Source organism: Rhizobium rosettiformans, from assembly GCF_016806065.1.
Taxonomy (GTDB): Bacteria; Pseudomonadota; Alphaproteobacteria; order Rhizobiales; family Rhizobiaceae; genus Allorhizobium.
This window is the reverse complement of record NZ_CP032405.1, coordinates 2862677-2884411: the sequence shown is the minus strand read 5'-3', so window position 1 is coordinate 2884411 and position 21735 is coordinate 2862677. Positions and strand designations below refer to the sequence as shown.

The 21735-nt window shown below is 60.7% G+C and carries 23 protein-coding genes; 16 read left to right on the top strand and 7 right to left on the bottom strand.

The window, feature by feature from the left end; all coding sequences use genetic code 11:
* Positions 1–313: 313 nt before the first annotated feature.
* Together D4A92_RS14065 and D4A92_RS14060 are read left to right on the top strand one after the other, a co-directional pair.
* Positions 314–1339 (top strand): porin, encoded by a 1026-nt coding sequence (locus D4A92_RS14065; protein WP_203014257.1) that lies wholly within the window; start codon positions 314–316, stop codon positions 1337–1339.
* 301 nt (positions 1340–1640) lie between these two features.
* Positions 1641–2573, top strand: coding sequence for a tyrosine-type recombinase/integrase (locus tag D4A92_RS14060; protein ID WP_203014254.1), 933 nt, complete (start codon positions 1641–1643; stop codon positions 2571–2573).
* 93 nt (positions 2574–2666) lie between these two features.
* Here the strand turns inward: D4A92_RS14060 and D4A92_RS14055 are convergent, their stop codons facing one another.
* Entirely contained in the window at positions 2667–3884 is a 1218-nt protein-coding gene (locus D4A92_RS14055; protein WP_203014251.1) for an NAD(P)/FAD-dependent oxidoreductase, read from the bottom strand.
* Positions 3885–4218: 334 nt separating this feature from the next.
* Here D4A92_RS14055 and D4A92_RS14050 point away from each other — a divergent pair, with 334 nt between their 5' ends.
* The 3 genes from D4A92_RS14050 to D4A92_RS14040 all read left to right on the top strand — a co-directional run bounded on the left by D4A92_RS14050 (position 4219) and on the right by D4A92_RS14040 (position 6390).
* Positions 4219–4572 carry a hypothetical protein gene (locus D4A92_RS14050; RefSeq protein ID WP_006727353.1) on the top strand — a complete coding sequence of 118 codons (354 nt, stop codon included), beginning with the start codon at positions 4219–4221 and terminating at the stop codon, positions 4570–4572.
* Positions 4573–4750: 178 nt separating this feature from the next.
* A complete protein-coding gene (locus tag D4A92_RS14045; protein WP_203014248.1) occupies positions 4751–5167 on the top strand; it encodes a PilZ domain-containing protein in 417 nt (138 codons plus the stop codon).
* A 110-nt stretch (positions 5168–5277) separates the two neighbouring features.
* Positions 5278–6390, top strand: coding sequence for a pyridoxal phosphate-dependent aminotransferase (locus D4A92_RS14040; protein ID WP_203014245.1), 1113 nt, complete (start codon positions 5278–5280; stop codon positions 6388–6390).
* Between the two features lie 153 nt (positions 6391–6543).
* Here the strand turns inward: D4A92_RS14040 and D4A92_RS14035 are convergent, their stop codons facing one another.
* Positions 6544–6810 carry an SEL1-like repeat protein gene (locus D4A92_RS14035; RefSeq protein ID WP_006727350.1) on the bottom strand — a complete coding sequence of 89 codons (267 nt, stop codon included), beginning with the start codon at positions 6808–6810 and terminating at the stop codon, positions 6544–6546.
* A gap of 509 nt (positions 6811–7319) precedes the next feature.
* On the opposite strand from D4A92_RS14035, the gene D4A92_RS14030 reads away from it, so the two are divergent.
* From D4A92_RS14030 to D4A92_RS14020, 3 genes are all read left to right on the top strand, one after another.
* Entirely contained in the window at positions 7320–7655 is a 336-nt protein-coding gene (locus D4A92_RS14030) for a DUF2147 domain-containing protein (protein ID WP_076395390.1), read from the top strand.
* A 233-nt stretch (positions 7656–7888) separates the two neighbouring features.
* Positions 7889–8059, top strand: a complete 171-nt coding sequence (locus D4A92_RS14025; protein WP_203014242.1) for a hypothetical protein — start codon at positions 7889–7891, stop codon at positions 8057–8059.
* A gap of 103 nt (positions 8060–8162) precedes the next feature.
* A complete protein-coding gene (locus D4A92_RS14020; RefSeq protein ID WP_203014239.1) occupies positions 8163–9665 on the top strand; it encodes an AMP nucleosidase in 1503 nt (500 codons plus the stop codon).
* 41 nt (positions 9666–9706) lie between these two features.
* On the opposite strand, the gene D4A92_RS14015 is transcribed toward D4A92_RS14020, so the two are convergent.
* Positions 9707–10807: an aldo/keto reductase gene (locus tag D4A92_RS14015; RefSeq protein WP_203014237.1), complete on the bottom strand. Its 1101-nt coding sequence runs from the start codon at positions 10805–10807 to the stop codon at positions 9707–9709.
* A 106-nt stretch (positions 10808–10913) separates the two neighbouring features.
* Here D4A92_RS14015 and D4A92_RS14010 point away from each other — a divergent pair, with 106 nt between their 5' ends.
* The gene (locus D4A92_RS14010; protein ID WP_203014234.1) at positions 10914–11798 is read left to right on the top strand and encodes a LysR family transcriptional regulator; all 885 of its coding nucleotides are present in this window, start codon (positions 10914–10916) and stop codon (positions 11796–11798) included.
* 26 nt (positions 11799–11824) lie between these two features.
* On the opposite strand, the gene D4A92_RS14005 is transcribed toward D4A92_RS14010, so the two are convergent.
* Positions 11825–12298 (bottom strand): OsmC family protein, encoded by a 474-nt coding sequence (locus D4A92_RS14005; protein ID WP_203014231.1) that lies wholly within the window; start codon positions 12296–12298, stop codon positions 11825–11827.
* A gap of 150 nt (positions 12299–12448) precedes the next feature.
* Between D4A92_RS14005 and D4A92_RS14000 the strand changes: the two genes are divergently transcribed.
* From D4A92_RS14000 to D4A92_RS13990, 3 genes are all read left to right on the top strand, one after another.
* On the top strand, positions 12449–13039 hold the full coding sequence (locus tag D4A92_RS14000; protein ID WP_203014229.1) for a PadR family transcriptional regulator: 591 nt from the start codon (positions 12449–12451) through the stop codon (positions 13037–13039).
* A gap of 2 nt (positions 13040–13041) precedes the next feature.
* Positions 13042–13335, top strand: a complete 294-nt coding sequence (locus D4A92_RS13995) for a DUF2218 domain-containing protein (protein WP_203014226.1) — start codon at positions 13042–13044, stop codon at positions 13333–13335.
* A gap of 82 nt (positions 13336–13417) precedes the next feature.
* Positions 13418–14191, top strand: coding sequence for an SDR family NAD(P)-dependent oxidoreductase (locus D4A92_RS13990; RefSeq protein WP_203014223.1), 774 nt, complete (start codon positions 13418–13420; stop codon positions 14189–14191).
* 18 nt (positions 14192–14209) lie between these two features.
* On the opposite strand, the gene D4A92_RS13985 is transcribed toward D4A92_RS13990, so the two are convergent.
* The 3 genes from D4A92_RS13985 to D4A92_RS13975 all read right to left on the bottom strand — a co-directional run bounded on the left by D4A92_RS13985 (position 14210) and on the right by D4A92_RS13975 (position 16231).
* Complete coding sequence (locus tag D4A92_RS13985) at positions 14210–14575, bottom strand: type II toxin-antitoxin system VapC family toxin (protein ID WP_203014220.1); 366 nt, start codon at positions 14573–14575, stop codon at positions 14210–14212.
* On the bottom strand, positions 14569–14787 hold the full coding sequence (locus D4A92_RS13980; RefSeq protein ID WP_185810907.1) for a CopG family transcriptional regulator: 219 nt from the start codon (positions 14785–14787) through the stop codon (positions 14569–14571). Before D4A92_RS13980 ends, D4A92_RS13985 begins: the two co-directional genes overlap by 7 nt.
* 70 nt (positions 14788–14857) lie before the next feature.
* Positions 14858–16231 carry an aspartate aminotransferase family protein gene (locus tag D4A92_RS13975; RefSeq protein ID WP_203014217.1) on the bottom strand — a complete coding sequence of 458 codons (1374 nt, stop codon included), beginning with the start codon at positions 16229–16231 and terminating at the stop codon, positions 14858–14860.
* A 192-nt stretch (positions 16232–16423) separates the two neighbouring features.
* Between D4A92_RS13975 and D4A92_RS13970 the strand changes: the two genes are divergently transcribed.
* The 4 genes from D4A92_RS13970 (at position 16424) to D4A92_RS13955 (ending at position 21733) form a co-directional block, all read left to right on the top strand.
* The gene (locus D4A92_RS13970) at positions 16424–17782 is read left to right on the top strand and encodes a glutamine synthetase family protein (protein ID WP_203014214.1); all 1359 of its coding nucleotides are present in this window, start codon (positions 16424–16426) and stop codon (positions 17780–17782) included.
* A 249-nt stretch (positions 17783–18031) separates the two neighbouring features.
* The gene (locus D4A92_RS13965; protein WP_203014212.1) at positions 18032–19630 is read left to right on the top strand and encodes a peptide ABC transporter substrate-binding protein; all 1599 of its coding nucleotides are present in this window, start codon (positions 18032–18034) and stop codon (positions 19628–19630) included.
* Between the two features lie 62 nt (positions 19631–19692).
* Complete coding sequence (gene oppB, locus D4A92_RS13960; protein ID WP_203014209.1) at positions 19693–20616, top strand: oligopeptide ABC transporter permease OppB; 924 nt, start codon at positions 19693–19695, stop codon at positions 20614–20616.
* Positions 20609–21733, top strand: coding sequence for an ABC transporter permease (locus D4A92_RS13955; RefSeq protein WP_203014206.1), 1125 nt, complete (start codon positions 20609–20611; stop codon positions 21731–21733). The genes oppB and D4A92_RS13955 overlap by 8 nt, the downstream gene beginning before the upstream one ends.
* The last annotated feature ends 2 nt before the right edge of the window (positions 21734–21735 follow it).

The following is a 21735-nucleotide window of genomic DNA, read 5'->3' as shown; positions in this document are numbered from 1 at the left end:
CGAACACCTGCCCGGCGTACCCAAGAGCCCGTGTAAGCGGCGGTTTTTTTTGGCTTTTCTTAACAAAACCTAAATGGATATGGGGCCGTGCCAGGGAGTTTGTGGCCTTTCAGCAACAGACCGGGTGGAAGGGTGACCACATTCTGTCCATTCCACTCTTTGGTGATTGCATGACTGACCGGGTTTTGTATTTTCAATCTCGGAAGCGAGGCGGTGGATCGTCCGTCTTCTGAAACCGAAGGGGATGGGGCAGGGAATGCTGTCCTTCAGCCAAATAACCCAGACCCATACGAAACTTGACTGGAGGTCAATAATGAACATCAAGAGCCTTCTTCTCGGCTCCGCTGCAGCCCTCGTTGCAGTTTCCGGCGCTCAGGCTGCTGACGCAATCATCGCTGCTGAGCCCGAGCCCATGGAATACGTTCGCGTTTGCGACGCCTTCGGCACCGGCTACTTCTACATCCCCGGCACCGAAACCTGCCTCAAGATCTCGGGTGAAGTCCGCGCAACCCTCGGCCTGTCCGATGGCGTTGACTCCGGTCTGGACTGGGGTACGGACGTTCGCGCTCGTCTCGCTTTCGAAGCTAAGAACGACTCTGAAATCGGCACGATCGGCTCCTACATCCGCATCCAGGCCGAGCAGGGCGATGGCTTCGCTCGTGAAGCCGTCTTGCTTGATCAGGCGTACATCACCGTTGGCGGCCTCAAGGTCGGTCGCGCTCTGACCTGGGCTGATGACTGGGGTCTCGCTGGTGAATCGGATGATTTCTTCGGTCGCGCTCGCTTCAACACCATCTCTTACACCTACACGACGGACGCCTTCACGGTCGGCCTCGGCGTAGACGACCTTTCTGCTGGCTACGTTGGCGGTGAAGAAGTTGGTGTAGAAGGTGTGGTTTCGGCTGCATTCGGTCCGGCTTCGGTTGTCGTAAACGGCGTTTACGACTTCGGCTCTGAAGAAGGCGCAATCGCTGGCGTCATCTCTGCTGACCTCGGCCCGGGCACCTTGGGCATCGCCGGTGCATGGGCATCTGGCCAGTCTGCTGGTTACCGCTTCAACTCCGAGTGGACCATTGGCGCTGCTTACACCGTCAAGGCTACCGAGAAGCTCTCGATCACGCCGCAGGTCATGTACTACGGCGACATCAACTCGGGCGGTCTCTTCGCATCGGCTGGTTCGCGTGGTGACTTCGTCTCGGCTGATGCCTGGGCTGCCGACCTGCTCATCGAATACCAGATGGCAGCCGGCCTGAAGGCTTCCGCCAACGTCATCTACGCCGACGCTGACGGTAGCGACGACACCTGGGGTGGCTTCGTTCGCCTGACCCGTTCGTTCTAATCCACAACGGATTAGCGAAAAAGTTTGGGGTCCGGCTTCGCAAGAGCCGGACCCCTTTCGGCCATCTGGCTCACAGCTTCACATACCACGCAATTACAGTGAGTTAGCCCTGCGGCCGATGGTTCGCAGCTCAATGAGAGGAAATGCTTTCGACACCAATTGACAGGCTCGAGTCGAGCTGCTCCGGAAAAGTTTGTGCCGTTTTGCACTATACTTTTTATAAGTTATAACGATATCTGAGCCCGTGGGGACGGGCGGTGAGCCCGTTCGCGTGCTCGCCAAAGGGAAATTTGGGGGATACATGCAGGTGGAAATGCCAACCGGCAAGGGTTTTGACGTCTTCGTGGGCGTGCCCGATTATTCGGTCAACTATCAATACAGACAGGGAACGATCCTGCACGAGGTGCGCGAAACCAATCTGCGCGAACTGTTCGGCAAATATGGCGACCTGTTGTGGATGAATGGCAGCCACAAATATAACGTAACCAATTTTATCGGAGAGCTTCATGATCTCCTTGATTTTCCGAGTTTTTCAGCCTTTTCGGACGAAATGCTCGACCAATTGATCGGCAAGTTGCGCAAACGCGGTAATAGCAATGCCACCATCAACCGAAAGATGGCGGCCTTAAGCAAACTGCTGCGAAAGGCGAACAAAATGGGAGACGTTCACAGTCTGCCTGAATTCAAGCGCCAGAAGGAGAAAGCGGGCCGTATTCGCTTTCTCGACACAGATGAAGAAAACCTGCTGTTTTCCGAAATCCGGGCGCATTCCGAACTCTATTACCGGTTCTGCCTCTTCCTGGTCGATACCGGCGCCCGCCTGAGCGAGGGTCTCAACCTTCGCTGGGGCGACATACATAAGGACCGCGTTACCTTTTGGGTCACGAAATCGGGGCGTTCGCGCTCGGTTCCACTCACCCAGCGCGCGCTGGCTGCCATTGAAGCGTCGGATCGCCGGTATTCCGGTCCGTTTGCCGAGATCGATCAGCAGCGCTTCCGCATCGCCTGGCACAATGCCAAGGATGCGGTGGGGTTTGCCGACGACAAGGACGTGGTGCCGCACGTGCTGCGCCATACCTGTGCGTCCCGTCTGGTTCAGGGCGGGATCGATATCCGTCGTGTGCAGATGTGGCTCGGCCACCAGACGCTCACCATGACCATGCGCTATGCTCACCTGGCTTCGCATGATCTCGACATGTGCGTTCCCATCCTAGAACGGGCAGCAGCTTCGTGAGTCATTTCGTAATTTAAATTGCAGAAGGGCCGGCTTTGTCCGGCCCTTGCTCTTTATACTCTCTTGTCCCCTGCCCGACCTCGAACGGCGGCCTCACGCCATCAGGCTCTTCAGGTCGAGCGCGGGATCGGCAATCGAGACAGGATCGAGCGGCCGGCCGAGTTCCAGGAGCTTCTTGCCGGTCACATAGGCCTTGGCATCGTTGATCGCATCCACGGCAATGAAGACGCCCTTGCGGAAATACCAGATCGAAAGGCTGCCCTCGCGGCTACCGGGGCGCAGTACGGTCTGATCATAGCCCAGATTGAAGCCCGCGATCTGCAGTTTGACATCATACTGGTCCGACCAGAACCAGGGCTTCGGGCGATATGGCTCGGAACCGCCTGCGATCACGGCGGCGATGGCTTCTGCCTGATCCACCGCGTTCTGCACGGATTCGAGCCGGACCTGCTCCCCGTCCCAATCCTGAACGGCGCAGTCGCCCATGGCGAAGATGGCAGGATCACTCGTGCGGCCAAAATCGTCGACGACGATGCCGTTCTGAACCTCGAGCCCAGCATCACCCGCCAGACGATCGTTTGGGATCACACCGATCCCCACGATGACCAGGTCGACGTCGATGACGCGGCCGTCCGAGAGCTCGGCGGCTTTCACTCTGCCCTCATCGCCGATCAAACGGGTCAGGCCCGTCCTTTCGTGGATCTTCACGCCCTCGGCTTCATGGATCGCGCGGATCGCATCCGCCGTCTCGCGGGCGGCCACGCGGGCAAGGATGCGGTCTGCCATTTCGATCAGTGTGACGTCGAGCCCCAGTTTGCGGGCGACAGCAGCAGCCTCGAGACCGATGTAACCGCCACCGATGATCAGGAGCCGATGGCCCGGTTTCATCTCGTCGGCCAGACGATCGGCATCGGCCTTGTCACGCATCGTGTAGACGCCATCGAGATCACCGCCGATGGCGGCCGGCAGACGGCGCGGCGTCGCCCCGGTCGCAATGGCGAGGGTCTCATAAGAGATCTCGCTGCCGTCAAACAGCTTGACCACGCGCTTGTCACGATCGATCGCTTCGACCGGCGTCGACAGGCGGATCTCGACCCCGTTCTCGCCATACCAGGCTTCAGGCCGGAACAGCAGCCGATCGAAGTCCATGTCGCCGAGCAGATACTTTTTGGAAAGTGGAGGCCGCTGATAGGGAAGCACCGGCTCGTTGCCGACAAGGGTGATCGGGCGTTCGTCCTTCAGCGCCCTCAGCTTTGCGGCCAGAGCGAAACCCGCCTGCCCCGCCCCGATAATCACCAGTCGCTCCGCCACGTGATGCACTCCCTGCCTTATGCCGTCCAAATCAGAATCGCTGCCGGAGAACCGGCCACGATGCGATGCAGCAAGGCCTAGCTTTGTGGCGGTTTGCGGTCAAGTTGGCCTGGGGCTCGCCGGTCGAAACCGTCCATTGTCACCGGCGTGTACGTCCTCGCCGATTGCTACCTACGGCATTCCCGACCAAAAACGGCACAAACAGCCAACCGACGAAGTGGCTGGCAAATCTTGCCAATTTGAAAGCTCGTCTGGATTTTACGGTTTGCATGCAGAATCTGGTAACGGACATCGGCTAGCATGTCATTCTAACTTGACACCGTGGGAGGGTAATATGCCCTTGCAGAGGATACCGGACGCAAAATCGGACATCCCTCGGGATCAGATCTTCGAGAAATTCAAGATCGATCGCCCCGGCAAGATCGTGTTTGTCGGCCACCATCTCAGCATGGCGCGGTCGCAGCGCTGCCTCATCCGGACGATTTCGCTCTATGGTGCCGATCTCGACGTCTCGCCGCATGTCCAGGTGCCGCCGAACTTCTTTCTGGAGATCCTCGGCATTCACGATGACATCGGCTGCACTCTGATCCGCCGCGAAGCCGAAAAGCTCACGGTCGGCTTCAACATGTTGATCGACCCCGAATTCCTGCACCGTGTCGTCAGGCTTTCCTTCGAAACAAGCCACTGAGATCTCGCGCCAGCTGATCACCGTTTGCGCTATCCTGCGGGCGGAAGCGCGGCCTGCGCTTGCCGGGACGTCCGTTGAAACCGAATATTCCGTATTGGTAAAATTTGAGCGATCTTATTGATGCTACTGCAAATATTAGTGCGCACAGTGTGAGACAGAAAAGTTTGGGGAGCCGGTCATGGCGATGGAAAATGCGACGCATCTGGCTGGGGTACGCTCCGAAATGTACGAGCGCAAATGGGAGCGCTTTTACGTCCGCCGGCCGGCCAAGGTGATGTCGGTTCGCCCCGGCCTCACCGGCATCACGATCCGCAGCTGCGAAGTGGTCGACATTTCGCAAGGCGGTGCAGCGATCGAACTCACGACCGCAATTGGCCTCTCCTCTCATTATTATCTGCAGATCGTCGGCCTTGCCGACAGGATTGGATGTGCTGAGGCCTATCGCAACGGCAACAGGGTCGGCGTGAAGTTCATCGCGCCGATCTCCGAGCACATGTTGCACCGGATCGTCCGCGCCGACTTCATGCTCGGTGAAACGGTCAACGCCCCGGTCAAGCCTTTCCAGAACGGCAATGGCGCACGGCTCGGGCGCTGAAAGAGTCTCTTCTCGCTGAACAGGACTGATCCCGGCGGATCCGGCTTGCTTCGGCCGCGGCGGCTCTTATGGTGAGCGGATCGCTCTCGACCGCCGGATGCCGCTTCGCAATGACCGCATTTTCACGCTTCACACCCCTCGCCGCCTCGCTCCCCGCAACCGTACCCTTTGTCGGTCCCGAAGCCATCGAACGGCAACGGGGACTTGCGGTTCGCGCCCGCATCGGCGCAAACGAAAGCGGCTTCGGCCCGGCACCTTCCGTACTTGCCAGGATCGCCGAGAAGTCAGGCGAGATCTGGAAATACAATGACCCGGAAAACCATGCCCTCAAGGCGGCGCTCGCCGCACATCTCGGACTGAAGCCGGAGAACTTCGTGATCGGCGAAGGCATCGATGACCTGCTCGGGCTGATCGTCCGGCTGGTGATCGAGCCCGGCATGCCTGTCATCACCTCGCTCGGTGCCTATCCGACCTTCAATTTTCATGTGAACGGGTTTGGCGGGCGCCTGGTCACGGCTCCCTACCGGGACGACCGGGAAGATCTCGATGCGTTGCTCACATTGGTGAAGCAAGAGGATGCGCCGCTCGTCTATTTCGCAAACCCCGACAATCCGATGGGCAGTTGGTGGGATAAAGACAGCATCGTCAGCTTCGCCCGCGCTCTGCCCTCGACCACCCTACTCATCCTTGATGAAGCCTATAGCGAGACCGCCCCCGAGGGTTCGATCCCGTCCGCCGATGTGCTGATCGATCTTCCGAACGTGATCCGAACCCGCACATTTTCAAAAGCTTACGGCCTGGCGGGTGCCCGCGTCGGCTATGGGATCGGCACGCTTGGCACCGTCTCTGCCTTCGACAAGATCCGCAATCATTTCGGGATGCCGAGGCTTTCGACCGAGGCGGCACTCGCGGCGCTCGCCGATCAGACCTATCTCGCGGACGTCGTGGGGCGGATCAAGGCGGCACGCGACCGGATCTCGACCATCGCGAAGGCCAATGGGCTTAACCCGCTGCCCTCTGCCACCAACTTCGTGGCGATCGATTGCGGGCGCGATGGGGTCTATGCCCGCGCGATCGTCGACGGGCTGATGGAGCAAGGCGTTTTCATCCGCATGCCCGGTGTTGCCCCGCTCAACCGCTGCATCCGGGTCTCGGCCGGCCTGCCCGAAGATCTCGACCTGTTCGAAGAAGCGCTGCCGAAGGTCTTGAAGGCTCTCGTCTGACCTTTACACAATGAAAAAGACCGCGCCGGCCTTGTTCCTGCCGGTCGCGGTCTTTGAAAAGTGTTGGCCCTGGCCCCGTCCAAAGGTCCCCGCCACGTTCCCCACTCAGGGTTATTCTTGTCATTCTCCTGCCGCGGTCGCGGCCGGAATTCGTCAGTGCATGGTCATCCATTCGCGGGCTGCACGAAGCGCCTCGGCGAGCTGGATCTTGCTCATGGTCTGGGCGAGATCGGCGCGCAGCTCGGCAGCGCGGTCGCAGCCCTTGATCGCGGCGATGTTCAGCCACTTGTGTGCCGACACCAGGTCAACAGGGCAACCGCGGCCGGTTGCATACATCAGACCCATGTCGCGGAAGACATCAGCCCGGGTTTCGCCACCCATCGTGGCATTTTCGGAATTGTGCATTTCAAAGCGTGCCATTGGTTTTGTCCCTGTTTGCCTAGTTTCTCGGTCGTCCCTGTTTTCCCTTGCGGGCCCTTCCGAAACGGCGCCGGATCTTTGTCCGGTCATTCTCGCTTTGGTCGGGTTTGGCGGGGTTTTTCCCTGCTCGTTTGATGGGTTCACTATGCCAAACGGTCTTCAAAACTCGCTTAAAATGCATCCTTAATTTGCTGAAAACAAAGTACAAAAGCTTCGTAAACTTCGGATTCCGTTAAGCATCGCTTCCCCTACAACCCAAGGATTTCCGCTCAAAATTTACGAAAGCTTCACGCTGTGAAATCAACCGATTTTTCACCATGATTTCGGAAGGCAATTCGCAGAAATGCAGGATTTGCTGCGATCCGAGGCTTTCCACCGCTCGCTTTTCGCGGCGGATTGCATTTTACCTTTACGTGTGCGTAAGTTAATTCTTAACCGTTGGACGGCTGCGGAGAGGACCGTCTCCGACCACGGGAGAGGACCATCATCTCGGGAGGAGAGATCAGACCATGCGTTCCATCATCATTGCGGCAGCCCTTGCGCTTTCGGCCTTCACCGCCCAGGCCGCCGAGCCAATCGAAGGCAACTGGAAAACGGCATCCGGCGCCACGGCCCAGATCGCACCCTGCGGCGGCGCTTACTGCGTGACGCTGAAGAGCGGCAAGCACAACGGCAAGCAGATCGGCAAGATGTCCGGCAGCGGCGACAGCTACAAGGGCGAGATCACCGATCCGGAAACCGACAAGACCTATGCGGGCTCCGGCTCCGTCTCCGGCAATTCGCTGAAGATGCGGGGCTGTGTCATGGCCGTGCTCTGCAAGACGCAGACCTGGTCGCGTCTCTGAGGCGATCGACGTTTGAAAACAGCGAAGGGGCGCCGGCTACAACCGGCGCCCTTTTTCGTTTTCAAGAACACCGTCCAAGACCGACGCCGTTTTGCACTTCTGGCAAAATGACTTTGTTAACAAACTCGGGCTGCCGGTTAACGCTTCTGAATGCCAGATGAATTGGGATCTCAGGCCGCATTCAGCCCGGCTTTGCTAGAACCTCTCCAACGGTTTGCAAAGGAGTTCACGACATGGGCACGCTGGCACGACGCTTCACCATCATCTCTGTGACCATGGCGCTTTTCGCCTTCATGTTCGCGCAGCTCGTGGTCAACAACCAGCCGGGCCTGCGACACACGTCATCGGGACTGGTCGCGAGCTGCGCGCCGACAGGCCTCAACAGCTGCCGCCCGAGCCTCTGATTGAAACCAGGGCGCAGGCTTGGTCGCAGACCGACGCCAAGAAATCTTGACGCATCCCCCATGACGTCGTTTGCTTGTCAGATTTCGTCTCCTATAATGCGCCATGAACACACGAATCCTGTCCCCAGCACCCCAGAACTCCATCAGCCCCGAGCCCTTTGCGCCTCAGGCCTTCACAGATGCGACGGCCGCGGTCGACGCGCTGACGGCGCTTTACGAGCGCAATACGAATTTCCTGATCGAGGCCTTTTCGTCTCTGGCCAAGGGCGGTCCGATCGAGGGTCGATACCGCGCCTTCTATCCGCAGGTCAGCATAGAGACGACGAGCTTCGGCCATGTCGACAGCCGTCTCTCCTACGGCCACGTGACCTCGCCCGGCATCTACACCACGACGATCACCCGGCCGCAGCTCTTCCGGCATTATCTGAAAGAGCAGCTGGCGCTTCTGATGCGCAATCATCAAGTGCCGATCACGGTGTCTGAATCGGCAACCCCCATTCCGCTGCATTTTGCCTTTGCGGAAGGCGCGCATGTCGAGGCGTCTGCCGGCGGCCTCGTCGACATGCAGCTGCGCGACATCTTCGATACGCCTGATCTCACTGTCACCGATGATGAGATCGCCAATGGCGAATACGAGCCTCTGCCCGGCGAACCGCATCCGCTGGCGCCGTTCACGGCACAGCGCATCGATTATTCGCTGGCGCGGCTGTCGCATTACACGGCAACCGGCGCCAATCACTTCCAGAACTTCGTGCTTTTCACGAACTACCAGTTCTATGTGGACGAGTTCTGCGCTTATGCCCGCAAGCTGATGGCGGACGGAAACAGCGACTACACGGCCTTCGTCGAGCCCGGCAACATCGTGACGCCATCCGGTCATGCTGAGCCCACGGAGGGCGTTGCCCTCGGACGCTTGCCGCAGATGCCGGCCTATCATCTGAAGAAAAAGGGGCATGGCGGCATCACCGTGGTCAATATCGGCGTCGGCCCTTCCAATGCCAAGACGATCACCGACCATATCGCCGTGCTCAGACCGCATGCCTGGCTGATGCTCGGCCATTGCGCCGGGCTTCGCAACAGCCAGCGCCTCGGCGATTATGTCCTGGCGCATGCCTATATGCGCGAAGACCACGTGCTCGACGACGATCTGCCCGTCTGGGTGCCGATCCCAGCGCTGTCGGAAGTGCAGCTGGCGCTGGAAGACGCGGTCGAGGAAATTACCGGCTATGAGGGCTTCGAGCTCAAGCGCATCATGCGCACCGGCACCGTCGCCACGATCGACAACCGCAACTGGGAACTGCGCGACCAGCGCGGACCGGTCAAGCGGCTTTCCCAGGCGCGCGCCATCGCACTCGACATGGAATCGGCCACCATCGCCGCTAACGGCTTCCGCTTCCGTGTGCCCTACGGGACGCTGCTTTGCGTCTCCGACAAGCCGCTGCATGGCGAGCTGAAGCTACCCGGCATGGCGACCGCCTTCTATAAGACGCAGGTCAGCCAGCACCTGCAGATCGGCATCCGGGCACTGGAAAAGCTCGGCGCCATGCCGACCGAAGCCCTGCATTCCCGCAAGCTCAGAAGCTTCTTCGAGACGGCGTTTCAATAATAAAGACAATCCCGGGCGGCCCACTGGCCGCCCGGTTTCGTTTACGCCCGCCAGGCGTCGAGCGTCTTCACCCCAAACCGCATCTCGGGCGGAAGCTGGAAGATGAAATAGGGGTTGAGGGTGGGCAAGGCACTTGCCGCCTCCAGTCGATCCCGATGCTGGCCGTCCAATGTGATTGAGAGCGAGGCGAAGTTCTGCAGCAATTGCTCTGGGCGGCTTGCACCGACCAGGACCGACGACACGCCCGGTCGGGTCGAGACCCAGGCGAGAGCGACCTCCGCCATCGGTCGTCCGAGGTCTGCTGCGACATCCCGCAGCGCATCGACGATCGCAAAATTGCGCTCGGTGAATAACATGCCGCCGAACGGATTGTCGCCGGAGAGGCGCCCCCCTTCGCGTGCCCCCTCGCCGTTGTCCGCATCGGCCGGCAATGCCGGCATCCGGTCCGCTTCTGACAACATGCTGCGGTCGTATTTGCCGGTGAGCAGCCCCGCGGCAAGCGGGCTCCAGGGGACCATGCCGAGGCCCAGCTGCTGTCCGGCCGGCAGAAGCTCCAGCTCCGCGGCGCGATCGATCAGGGAATAGGCATATTGCAGCCCGATCGGCCTCGGCAGGCCGTGCGCCTCCGCCAGCGTCGCCAGACGCGTGACGTACCAGGCGGGGGTGTTGGAGAAGCCGTAGTGCAGGATTTTGCCGTCACGGACCGCGCTTGCAAGCGTCTCCAGGACTTCCTCGACCGGTGTCGTCCGGTCCCAGACATGTATCCAGTACATGTCGATATAGTCCGTCTTCAGGCGCTTCAGCGAGGCATCCAGCGACTGACGGATGTTCTTCTTACCGTTGCCGCCGCCATGCGGACTGCCGGTTCCCCGCGCGAAGCCGGATTTCGTTGCGACCACGAGGCGATCGCGCAGCTTGCGCTCGGCCATGAAGCGGCCGAGCATCTCTTCACTCTGGCCGCCCGAATAGATGTCGGCGGTGTCGACAAAATTGCCCCCCGCCTCGACATAGGTGTCGAAGAGCGTGCGGGAGATGCTTTCTGCCGCGCCCCAGCCGGCGGCACCGAATGTCATTGTGCCGAGCGCCAAAGGGCTCACGGCGAGGCCGGAGCGGCCAAGAGTGCGATAGTTTTCGAGGCTCATCTGATTATCTCCGTGGGAAGGTCTCTGTCACTCCATGGAGATAGCCCGGCCTCAATGCCCCGATTAGCGCTTGCGCCCGGCATGCGCTTGTGAGCAGTTTGCATGAATGGAACGCAACGAGCTCAATGATCTGCTAGCCTTCGCCACTGTCGCCCGTGAGCGCAGCTTTACCCGGGCTGCGGCGAAGCTCGGCATTTCGGCCTCGGCGCTCAGCCATGCCATGCGCAATCTCGAAGCGCGGGTCGATGTGCGCCTCCTGTCACGGACCACCCGCAGCGTCGCCCCGACCGAAGCCGGCGAGCGGCTCCTGGAAACGGTATCGCCTGCGCTCGCCAGCATCGAGGAAGGGTTGGCGGGGCTGGCGCATTGGCGCGACCGCGTGTCCGGCACCGTTCGCGTAACGGCATCGACCTATGCCGCGCAGACGGTTCTCATGCAGAAATTGCCGGGCTTCCTGCTCGACCACCCCGACATCAAAGTGGAGATCAATGTCGAGGATCAGCTGACAGACATTGTGTCAGAAGGCTTCGACGCCGGTATCCGGTTTCATATGTCGGTCGACAAGGACATGATCGCAGTCCCTGTCGGACCGATGCTGCGCACGGTCGTCGTGGGCACGCCCGCTTATTTCGAAAGGCATCCACCGCCGCAGACGCCCGCGGATCTGAAGGATCACGTCTGCGTCGGTTTCCGACTGAAGTCCGGCGCGGTGATGGCCTGGGATTTCGAGGAAGATGGCCGAGAGTTTCGCTTCCGCCCGTCAGGCCAGTTCATCGCCAATGACGGCCCGCTGATGGCCGCCGCGGTCCGGGCCGGCGCAGCACTCGGCTACATGATGGAGGAGGAAGTGGTCGAGGACATCGCCGACGGAAGGCTGATCCAGGTTCTCGACGCCTGGTGCGTGCCCTTTCCCGGCCTGCATCTCTATCACCCGAGCCGCCGCCAGCAACCGCCGGCACTTCGTGCCCTGATCGCGGCGCTTCGCCTCTGAATGCGTCTATCTTGTCGGGTGCGCCTTCAAGCCTCGACGATCTTCGCCTCGCAGCGGACAGGGAAATTGACCGAATTGGCGATGAAGCATTTCTCATGCGCGTCGCCATGAAGGTCCAATGCGAGCTCCGGAAAGGTACCGCGCTTGATGGTAACGCGCGGCTTCAGCAAGACGTCGACAAACCGTCCTGTGCCATTGGCATCCATCTCCATCACGCCCTCGGCCTGATCCTCATAGGCCGTGACGATGACGCCGGAGACGGCGCAGAAATGCAGGTACCAGAGCTTGTGGCAGGCCGAGAGCGAGGCAAGGAAGAGATCCTCCGGGTTCCACCGGGCCGGATCGCCACGAAAGGCCGGGTCGGCGGAGGCCAGAATGTCCGGCTTGCCTTCGGCCGAAATCAGGTGGTCGCGACCATAGTCGCGGTAGCCGGAGGTGCCTGTGCCGGCATTGCCCTGCCAGGTGACCGTGACTTGGTATTCGTGCCGCTTCTCGCTCATCGACGCCCTCCTCAGCGATTCCTCATCCGATCTTAGTCCTCGCGCCCAAGCCGGGCCAGCATGACCCCAGAGAGATTTTTACGGTCAGGCTTTGCATCGCCCAGTCTAAGATATATCTTAGATGCAATTAAAACAGAACGAGAGATGATCATGAGACATTCCCAGAGCGGCCGCGGCGAATGCGGCAATCCCTTCCATGCCTTTCGCCTGGCGATGCATGCCATGCGCCATGGCGGCCCCCAAGGCGGGCCGTTCGGTGGCCCCAGAGGACGTGGCGAACGCCGCCGCATGTTCGACGGCGGGGAGCTGCGCCTTGTCCTCTTGAAACTGGTCGAGGACCAACCGCGCCACGGCTATGACCTGATCCGGGAGATCGAGAGCCTGTCGGGCGGTGCCTATGCCCCTTCGCCCGGCGTCGTCTATCCGACCATGACGCTGCTTCTCGACATGGGGCTCGCGGAAGAGCATGAAAGCGATGGACCACGCAAGCTGATGACCATCACCGAAGCCGGCCGGACACATCTCGCAGAGCGAGCCGACGAGGTTGCAACTGCCATAGGGCGCCTGACCGCGCTTGCAAAAGTCAGCGAAAGAACCGATGCAGCCCCGGTGCGTCGCGCCATGCACAACCTGAAACAGGCCCTGCATGACTGTCTGTCGCGCGAGACAACCACGCGCGAGACGCAATTGGAGGTCGCCCGCATCCTCGACGAAGCGGTCGGCAAGATCGAAAGGCTCTGACCATGGCAAGATCCACCACCACAGTCGCGACAGAAAACGGCTGGAAATATCTGCAACAGCTCTGCAAGCACTGGGCGCACAAGCTCGAGGTTGAACTTGACGACGAGAACCACAAGGCGATCGTCAAGTTTCCGGAAGCCACGGCATCGATGCAGTCCGATGCCGGGACGCTCACAGTGCTGATCGAGACCGATGACCCCGAAAAGCTCGAAACCTATCAGGGCGTGGTGGCCAGCCACCTCGACCGCTTCGCCTTCCGCGAGGCACCGCTGCCCTTCGATTGGAAGCCTGCGTAAAGCCATAAGCTGACGACGAGAGCGGCCTTGCCAAATCACGCCGAGGCCGCTCTAACTTGTCCGACAACAGGAGGACAAGTCCATGACCGCACTCACCATTCCCGATCTCGCCGGCAAGGCCGTGCTGATCACCGGCGCATCGAGCGGCATCGGCGAGGCCCTGGCCCGGGCATTTGCCGCACAGGGCGCATTGGTCGGTCTGCACTACAATTCCAATGCGGAAGCGGCCCATGCCATCGCCCGCGACATAGAAGCCGCCGGAGGCAGCGTTGTGCTCGTGAAAGCCGATGCGGCGTCATCGGAGGCCATGGCGGCGGCGGTCGCGCATGTGGCCGAGACCTTCGGCCGACTGGATGGTGTCATCAACAATGCCGGCAGCATGATCGCCCGCGTGCTTTATGAAGAGATGACGGACGCCCATTACGACAAGGTGATGGACGTCAATGCCCGCTCGGTGATCGCCACGACACAGGCCGCCGTGCCGTATCTCAAGCGTGAGGGCGGGTTCGTGATCAACACGACATCGGTGGCCGCTCGCACGGGCGGCACCGCAGGCTCCGGCGTCTATGGCTCATCGAAAGCCTTTGTCGGCGCCGTCACCAAGGGCATGGCGCTGGAATTCGGCAAGTACAATATCCGCGTCAATGCGGTGGCGCCCGGCGTCATCACCACGGCCTTCCAGGACAAATACGCCCTGCCCGGCCAGCTCGATCAGGTCGCCGGCAGCGTGCCACTAAAGCGCACCGGCACACCGGAGGATTGCGTCGGCGCCTATCTCTTCCTCGCCTCGCCGATGCTCTCCGGCTACATCACCGGGCAGACGATCGACATCAATGGCGGGCAGTTCATGCCGTGAGACGGATGAGCCTGCATGTCAGAGTTCGTAAGGTACGATGATATCGGGGTGCTGACGCGGAAAACCTTTGGTGTCGCGCGTCAGCAATTTCAGACCATGCACCTTTGCTGTCGCCCAGATGACTGCGTCCGGCAATTTGAGTTTGTGAACCTGCCTTACGACAACGGCCTGATTGGCGATGCTTTCCGTAAGGCCAATCAGTTCGAACCCTCGCAAAAATGCTCGTGTTGCATCACTGAGCGTCGCGGGCGCGCCAACCATGACCTCCATCCAGCTGATGATACTGACTGCGCGCTCCGGATAACTGATCATCACGTCCTGAGCAGGAGGAACTCCCCTAAGCACATCGATCACGATGTTGGTGTCGAAGAGGACCTTCACCATTCGGCGCGAAGTTTCCGCTGAATGATCAGGCCATCTTCAGTCTCCGAACCAGCCCATAGCCCGAAACCGTCCAGAACAATATCGTCCTTCTGTCGATCCAGAAGTTCACCGACCGCTTCTCTGATCAGAGATGCACGCGACACATTCCGTTGAGCCGCGAGCCTGTCCAGCGCCTCAATATCCTCTTCCGGAATGTCGACCAGCGTACGCATCGTGCCCTCCGAGTGATATCGAATGTATATCACCGGGCGACGGACGGCGCCAGAGATGCGCCGTGTCCCCTCACCCCTCGCCGCGATTGTCCTTCAGCCAGTCCAAACCATTGCGCAGCGTGTCCACCGCCTGGTCGATCTGCGACCGCTCGATGATCAGCGGCGGGGAGAAGAGCATGCGGTCACCGGTGGCACGCAGCACGACGCCGGCGTTGACGCACTGATTGCGGACGGCGGTGCCCGTATCGTCTGGCTTCTTGAAGCGGCGGCGGGTGGCCTTGTCGGCGGTGATCTGAACGGCGCCCATCAGGCCGACGCTGACGGCTTCGCCGACGAGTTCGTGGTCGGTGAGCGAGGCGAGTGCTGCGGCGAGATAGGGGCCGGTGTCGTCGCGGACGCGCTCGACCAGGCCTTCTTCCTCAATGATGCGGATGTTTTCAAGCGCGGCGGCGGCTGCCACCGGGTGACCGGAATAGGTGTAGCCGTGATAGAAATCGCCGAGTTCGTTGACCATGACTTCCGCCACGCGGTCGGAGACCAGCACGCCGCCGATCGGAAGGTAGCCAGAGGATAGGCCCTTGGCGATCGGCGCGAGATCCGGCTCGAAATCATAATGCTGGTGGCCGAACCACGACCCCAGACGGCCGAAGCCCGAGATGACTTCATCGGCGACGAGCAGGATCTGGTACTTCGCGCAAATGCGCTTGATTTCCGGCCAGTAGGTCGAGGGCGGCACGATGACGCCGCCGGCCCCCTGGATCGGCTCGGCGACGAAGGCCGCGACATTTTCCTCGCCGAGCTCGATGATCTTCTCTTCAAGCTCGCGGGCGACCTTCAGGCCAAAGTCCTCGGGCGTGAGATCGCCGCCCTCGGCATACCAGTAGGGCTGGTTGATGTGGTGGATACCCTCGATCGGCAGGTTGCCCTGCTCGTGCATCCACTTCATGCCACCGAGCGAGGCGCCCGCAACGGTCGAGCCGTGATAGGCGTTCTTGCGGGCGATCACCTGCGTCTTCGTCTCGTGGCCGAGGGCCTTCCAGTAGACGCGCGCCATGCGGAACCAGGTGTCGGAGGCTTCCGAGCCGGAATTGGAGAAGAAGACGCGGTTGATCTTCGGGCCGGTCTTTTCGGCGATCTTCTGGGCGAGCAGCGTGGTCGGCGGCGTCGTGGTGCCGAAGAAGGTGTTGTAATAGGGCAGCTCCAGCATCTGCGCATGCACGACATCGGCGATCGACTTGCGGCCATAGCCGACATTGACGCACCAGAGGCCTGCGAACGCGTCGAGATACTGCTTACCGGTCGAGTCCCAGATATGCACGCCTTCTGCCCGGGTGATGATCTTTGTGCCGGATGCGTTCAGCTTCTTCATGTCCGAGAAGGGGTGAAGATGATGCGCGGCATCAATGGCACCGAGATTGGAGACGGCGGTTACTGGCTTGTTCATGGGTCGGATCCTCGGCCGGGGCGGAAGCTCTTGCTTTCACGGCCAAACATGGTCCGTGCGGCTGCCTTGCCTCGCATTGAAAGGCGGAACATTATCGGCTACGAACATGACCGTCCAAAACGCGTTTGGCAAGGCACCGATTGCCGCGTCCCTCCGGCCAAATCCGCCCAGAAAGCCAGCGAGAGTTTCCCCATGACAGCACCGACCGAGGCCGCCGATCAGACCGCAGCCGACCCTTCCGCGCGCATCGAGGTGCTGCTTGTCGGGATGAATGGCGACCTGCGCGGCAAGATGATCCCGCTGAAAGCCGAGGACAAGGTCTGGAAGAACACGGTCCGTCTGCCGGCCTCCACCCAGTCGCTCGACATCTGGGGCGACGACAATGACGACATCACCAAGATCTCGCTGACGCTCGGCGATCCCGACGGCATCTGCATGCCGGACAAGAACTCGCTGACAACGCTGCCCTGGGGACCCGCAGGCTCCAAGCAGGTGCTCGCTACCATGCACACGCTCTCCGGTGAGCCGCATTATGTCTGCCCACGCGCCATCCTCGCCAACGTGCTGAAGCGCTTCGAGGAGAAGGGCCTGACGCCGGTTGTTGCCACCGAGCTCGAATTCTACGTGATGGAGCCCGATTTCCGGGAAACCGGCGTGCCGATGCCGCCAAAAGCACTCGTCATGAACGGCGAGGTCGAGGGCTATCAGCTCTATGACATGCGCGCGACCGCTGCGATGGAAGACTTCCTCGCCACCGTGCGCGGCTATTGCGATGACATGGGCCTGCCGGCGGACGCGACGACCGCCGAATTCGGCCCCGGCCAGTTCGAGGTCAACCTCCTGCACAAGCCGGACGCCATGGCCGCTGCCGACGACTGCATTTATCTGAAGCGCGTCGTCGATTTCGCCGCCCGCCGCCACGGCTTCAAGGCCACCTGCATGGCCAAGCCTTACGGCGATCACGCCGGCTCTGGCCTGCATGTGCATGCCTCGATCATCGACAAGGACGGCCGCAATATCCTCGACGCCAAGGGCGGCGATCCGGTGAAGCTGAAGTCGATCACGGCGGGCATGCTGAGGTCGATGCAGGACGCGCAGCTGATCTTCGCGCCCTTTGCCAATTCCTATCGCCGCTTTCAGCCGGGCTCCTTTGCGCCCGACAAGATCGACTGGGGTTTCGGCAATCGCGGCACAGCAATCCGCATTCCCGACAAGGACGGCCCGGCCGCCCGCATCGAGCACCGTGTTGCGGGAGCGGACGCCAATCCGCATCTGCTGCTCGCCGCCATCCTCGGCGGCATCCTGCTTGGCCTCGACGAGGACCTCGATCCCGGCCCGGTCACGACGCCGGACAGCGCGCCCGAGAACCCCGACATGCTGACCTATGATTTCCTGACCGCCGTCGAACGCTTCCGTGCGTCTACCTTCATCGCCGACATCTTCGGCGCCGAATATCAGCGCATCTACGGCGACACCAAACGCAAGGAAGCTATGGCCTTTCTGCGCACCGTCTCGAGCTTCGATTATCAGACCTACCTGCCACGGATCTGACCCCTCCCCCAGCCACCGAAAACCTCGCAGACGCGGCCTTACGGCCGCGTTGTCGCATTTCGGGCAGGATTTGGCGCTATAATTTTATTTCGTCATAAAACGGTCACACGAAATCTTCGTGCCAAGTCACAGGCTACCCCTCCAATTTCCTCCCTAAAATTAGGGTGGCCACAAAAAATGCGGCTTGCCACCTCCGCACGAATATTCTTCTGTCCGTTTCCGTTAACGTGAACTGGGAGTTCAAAAACGATGTCTATCCAGACGCGCCGGCTGCTCGGCACCTCTCTTCTCCTCACCTCCTTGATGTTTGGCGCAAGCCAGGCGCTGGCCGAAGTCGTGCTTCATCGCGGCAATTCCGGCGAGCCGCAAACGCTCGACCAGGCCAATACCTCGATCGACATCGAAGCCTTCATCCTCAAGGATCTCTACGAGGGCCTGACGATCTACGACGCCAAGGGCGAAATCGTGCCCGGCGCTGCCGAAAGCTGGACCATCTCCGACGATGGCACCGTCTACACCTTCAAGATCCGTGAAAACGCCAAGTGGTCGGATGGCTCGCCGGTAACGGCTGAAGACTTCGTCTACTCGATCCAGCGCGTCCAGAACCCGGAAACCGCCGCGAAATACGCCAACATCCTCTACCCGATCAAGAATGCCGAAAAGGCCAACAAGGGTGAAGCGAAGCTGGAAGAAATCGGCGTCAAGGCCGTCGACGAGAAGACCCTCGAAGTGACCCTCGAGCGCGCAACGCCGTTCTTCCTCGAACTGCTTGCCCACCAGACTGCCCTGCCCGTCTCCAAGGCAAGCGTCGAAAAGAACGGCAAGGATTTCGTCAAGCCGGGCGTCATGGTGTCCAACGGCGCCTACAAGCTCGAAAGCCACGTCCCGAACGACAACCTCGTCGTCGTGAAGAACGAGAACCACTGGGATGCCGCCAACACCCAGATCGACAAGGTTATCTTCTACCCGATCGACGACCAGGCCGCTTCGGTTCGCCGTTTCGAAGCCAAGGAAATGGACCTCGTCTACAACTTCTCGGCCGACCAGATTAATCGCCTGAAGGACAGCTATGGCGAGCAGGTCCGCGTTTCGCCGTCGGCCTCGACCTACTACTATGTGTTCGACACCCGCCAGGAGCCTTACAGCGACGTCCGCGTCCGTCAGGCGCTCTCGATGGCCGTCGACCGCGACTTCCTTGCCAACGAAATCTATTCCGGCGCCCAGCTGCCGACCTATTCGCTGGTTCCGGACGGTCTCGGCGGTTACGAGGCAGCCAAGGCGGACTTCGCCGAGATGTCGCAGCTCGACCGCGAAGACAAGGCGATCGAACTGATGAAGGAAGCCGGTTACGGTGAAGGCGGCAAGCCGCTTAACATCGAGATCCGCTACAACACCAACCCGAACCACGAGCGCGTCGCAACCGCCGTTGCCGACATGTGGAAGAACACCTTCGGCGCAACGGTCACCATGACCAACCTCGACGTGGCCTCGCACTATGCTTATCTGCAGGAAGGTGGCGCGTTCAACGTCGCTCGCGCCGGCTGGGTCGCAGACTACGCGGATGCTGAAAACTTCCTCGGCCTCAACGTATCCACCAACACCTCGTTCAACTACGGCAAGTACAACAATCCGGAGTTCGACGCGCTGATGGCAAAGTCCTACATCGAAGGCGATGCCGACGCCCGCAAGAAGATCCTGCATGATGCCGAAGTCATACTGATGCGTGATCAGCCGATCGCTCCGCTGATGAGCACTGCGAACCTGTGGCTGGTCTCCGACCGCGTCACCGGCTGGCAGGACAATGCTGCCAACGAGCATCTCAGCCGCTTCCTTCGCGTCGCTGAATAATCTCGTCACGTGACCGGACGACGCACGGTTCAAGCCGCGCGTCGTCCATTCAGGAGCAGGACATGACATCCTTCGTGCTGCGGCGGCTGATGAGCGCCGTCCCGACGATCTTCATTGTCGTCACCATCTCATTCTTTCTGATGCGCTTTGCGCCCGGCGGCCCCTTCAATCTCGAGCGCCCGCTTCCGCCTCAGACCATGGCCAACATCATGGCCACCTACAAACTCGATCAGCCGCTGATCACCCAGTATCTGAGCTATATCGGAAATGCTGTCACCGGCGATCTCGGCCCGAGCTTCATCTACAAGGACAACACCGTCTCCGAACTGATCGGCAAGGCCCTGCCCTATTCGATCCAGCTCGGCGGTATCGCGATCCTCGTTGCCTTGATCGGCGGTGTGCTGCTTGGAACCGTTGCTGCACTCCGGCAAAACAGCACGCTTGATTTCGCCGTCATGTCGTTTGCGACAGTCGGCGTGACCATCCCCAATTTCGTCGTCGGTCCGGTGCTGACGCTGTTGTTTGCCGTCATCCTCAACTGGCTACCCGCAGGCAGCTGGGGCGATGGATCGCTGCGTTACCTCATCCTGCCGGTCACAGCGCTTGCTCTGCCGCAGCTTGCCGTTTTCGCCCGCCTCACCCGTGGCGCGATGATCGAGGCGCTTCATACCGACCATATCCGCACGGCCAAAGCTTACGGCCTGCCCTCGCGTGTTGTCGTCGTGACCCATGCAATGCGTGGCGCGATGCTGCCGATCGTTTCCTATCTCGCACCTTGTGCCGCCGCACTTCTGACCGGCTCCGCCGTGGTGGAGACGATCTTCACTATTCCCGGTGTCGGCCGCTACTTCGTGCTCGGCGCGCTCAACCGCGACTATCCTCTCGTCATGGGCACCGTCATCCTCGTCGCCGTGTTCGTGATCGTCTTCAACCTGTTGGTCGATATTGCCTATGGCCTGCTCGATCCGAGGGTTCGCAATGACTGATATCACCGTTTCCCCTCAGGCGGAGATCACCGGGCGCAGCCTCGCCCAGCTCGCCATGATGCGTTTTCGGCGCAACAAGGCGGCAATTACGGGCTGCGTGCTTCTGGTGTTCGTCACGCTGTTCTCTTTCGCCGGCCCCCTGTTCGTGCCGCACAGCTACGACCAGGTCTTCTCGTCCTACGTCAACGTGCCGCCGAGCCTGACCCCGCGGCCCGATCCCGAGACGCTGCAGCAAGTGGCTGAAAGCGTGGCCAATCGGGCACGCGTAACGCTCAACGATTTCACCGTCGAGAGCGGTCGCTTTACCGCCGTGATCAGTTCCGAGACGCAGATCGATCCGCGCACGATCCGCTATTTCGACCGCAACAACGAGTTCAAGAATTCGGAAGTCGTTGCGCAGTCGGAAGACGGGCGCAGCCTGACGGTCTCCGGCAACGTGGACCAGATCACGTTCCCCTTCGGCACGGATTCCAACGGCCGCGATCTGCTCGTTCGCGTCATGCTGGGCGGGCAGATCTCGCTCGCCGTGGGTCTTGCCGCCAGCCTCGTCTCGCTCGGCATCGGTGTCGTCTACGGCGCGACCTCGGGCTATCTCGGTGGGCGTGTCGACAATGTCATGATGCGTATCGTCGAGATCCTCTACTCGCTGCCCTTCGTCTTCCTCGTCGTGGTGCTCGTCGTCTTCTTCGGGCGATCGGTGATCCTGATCTTCCTGGTGATCGGGGCCGTGGAATGGCTTGAAATGGCCCGCATCGTGCGCGGCCAAACGCTGTCGCTCAAACGCCGCGAATTCGTCGGTGCGGCCGAAGCGCTGGGCCTGACCGACTGGCAGATCATCCGCCGGCATATCATCCCGAACACGATCGGCCCGGTCATCGTCTTCGTCACGGTCATCGTGCCGAAGGTCATCTTGCTTGAGAGCTTCCTCTCCTTCCTGGGTCTCGGCGTCCAGGCGCCGCTTGCCAGCTGGGGCACGCTGATCTCGGAAGGGGCTGCCAGCATGCAGAATGCACCCTGGCTTTTGATCTTCCCGGCGATCTTCTTCGTGGTGACGCTGTTTTCGCTGAATTTTGTGGGCGACGGCCTGCGGGATGCGCTGGATCCGAAGGACCGATGAGC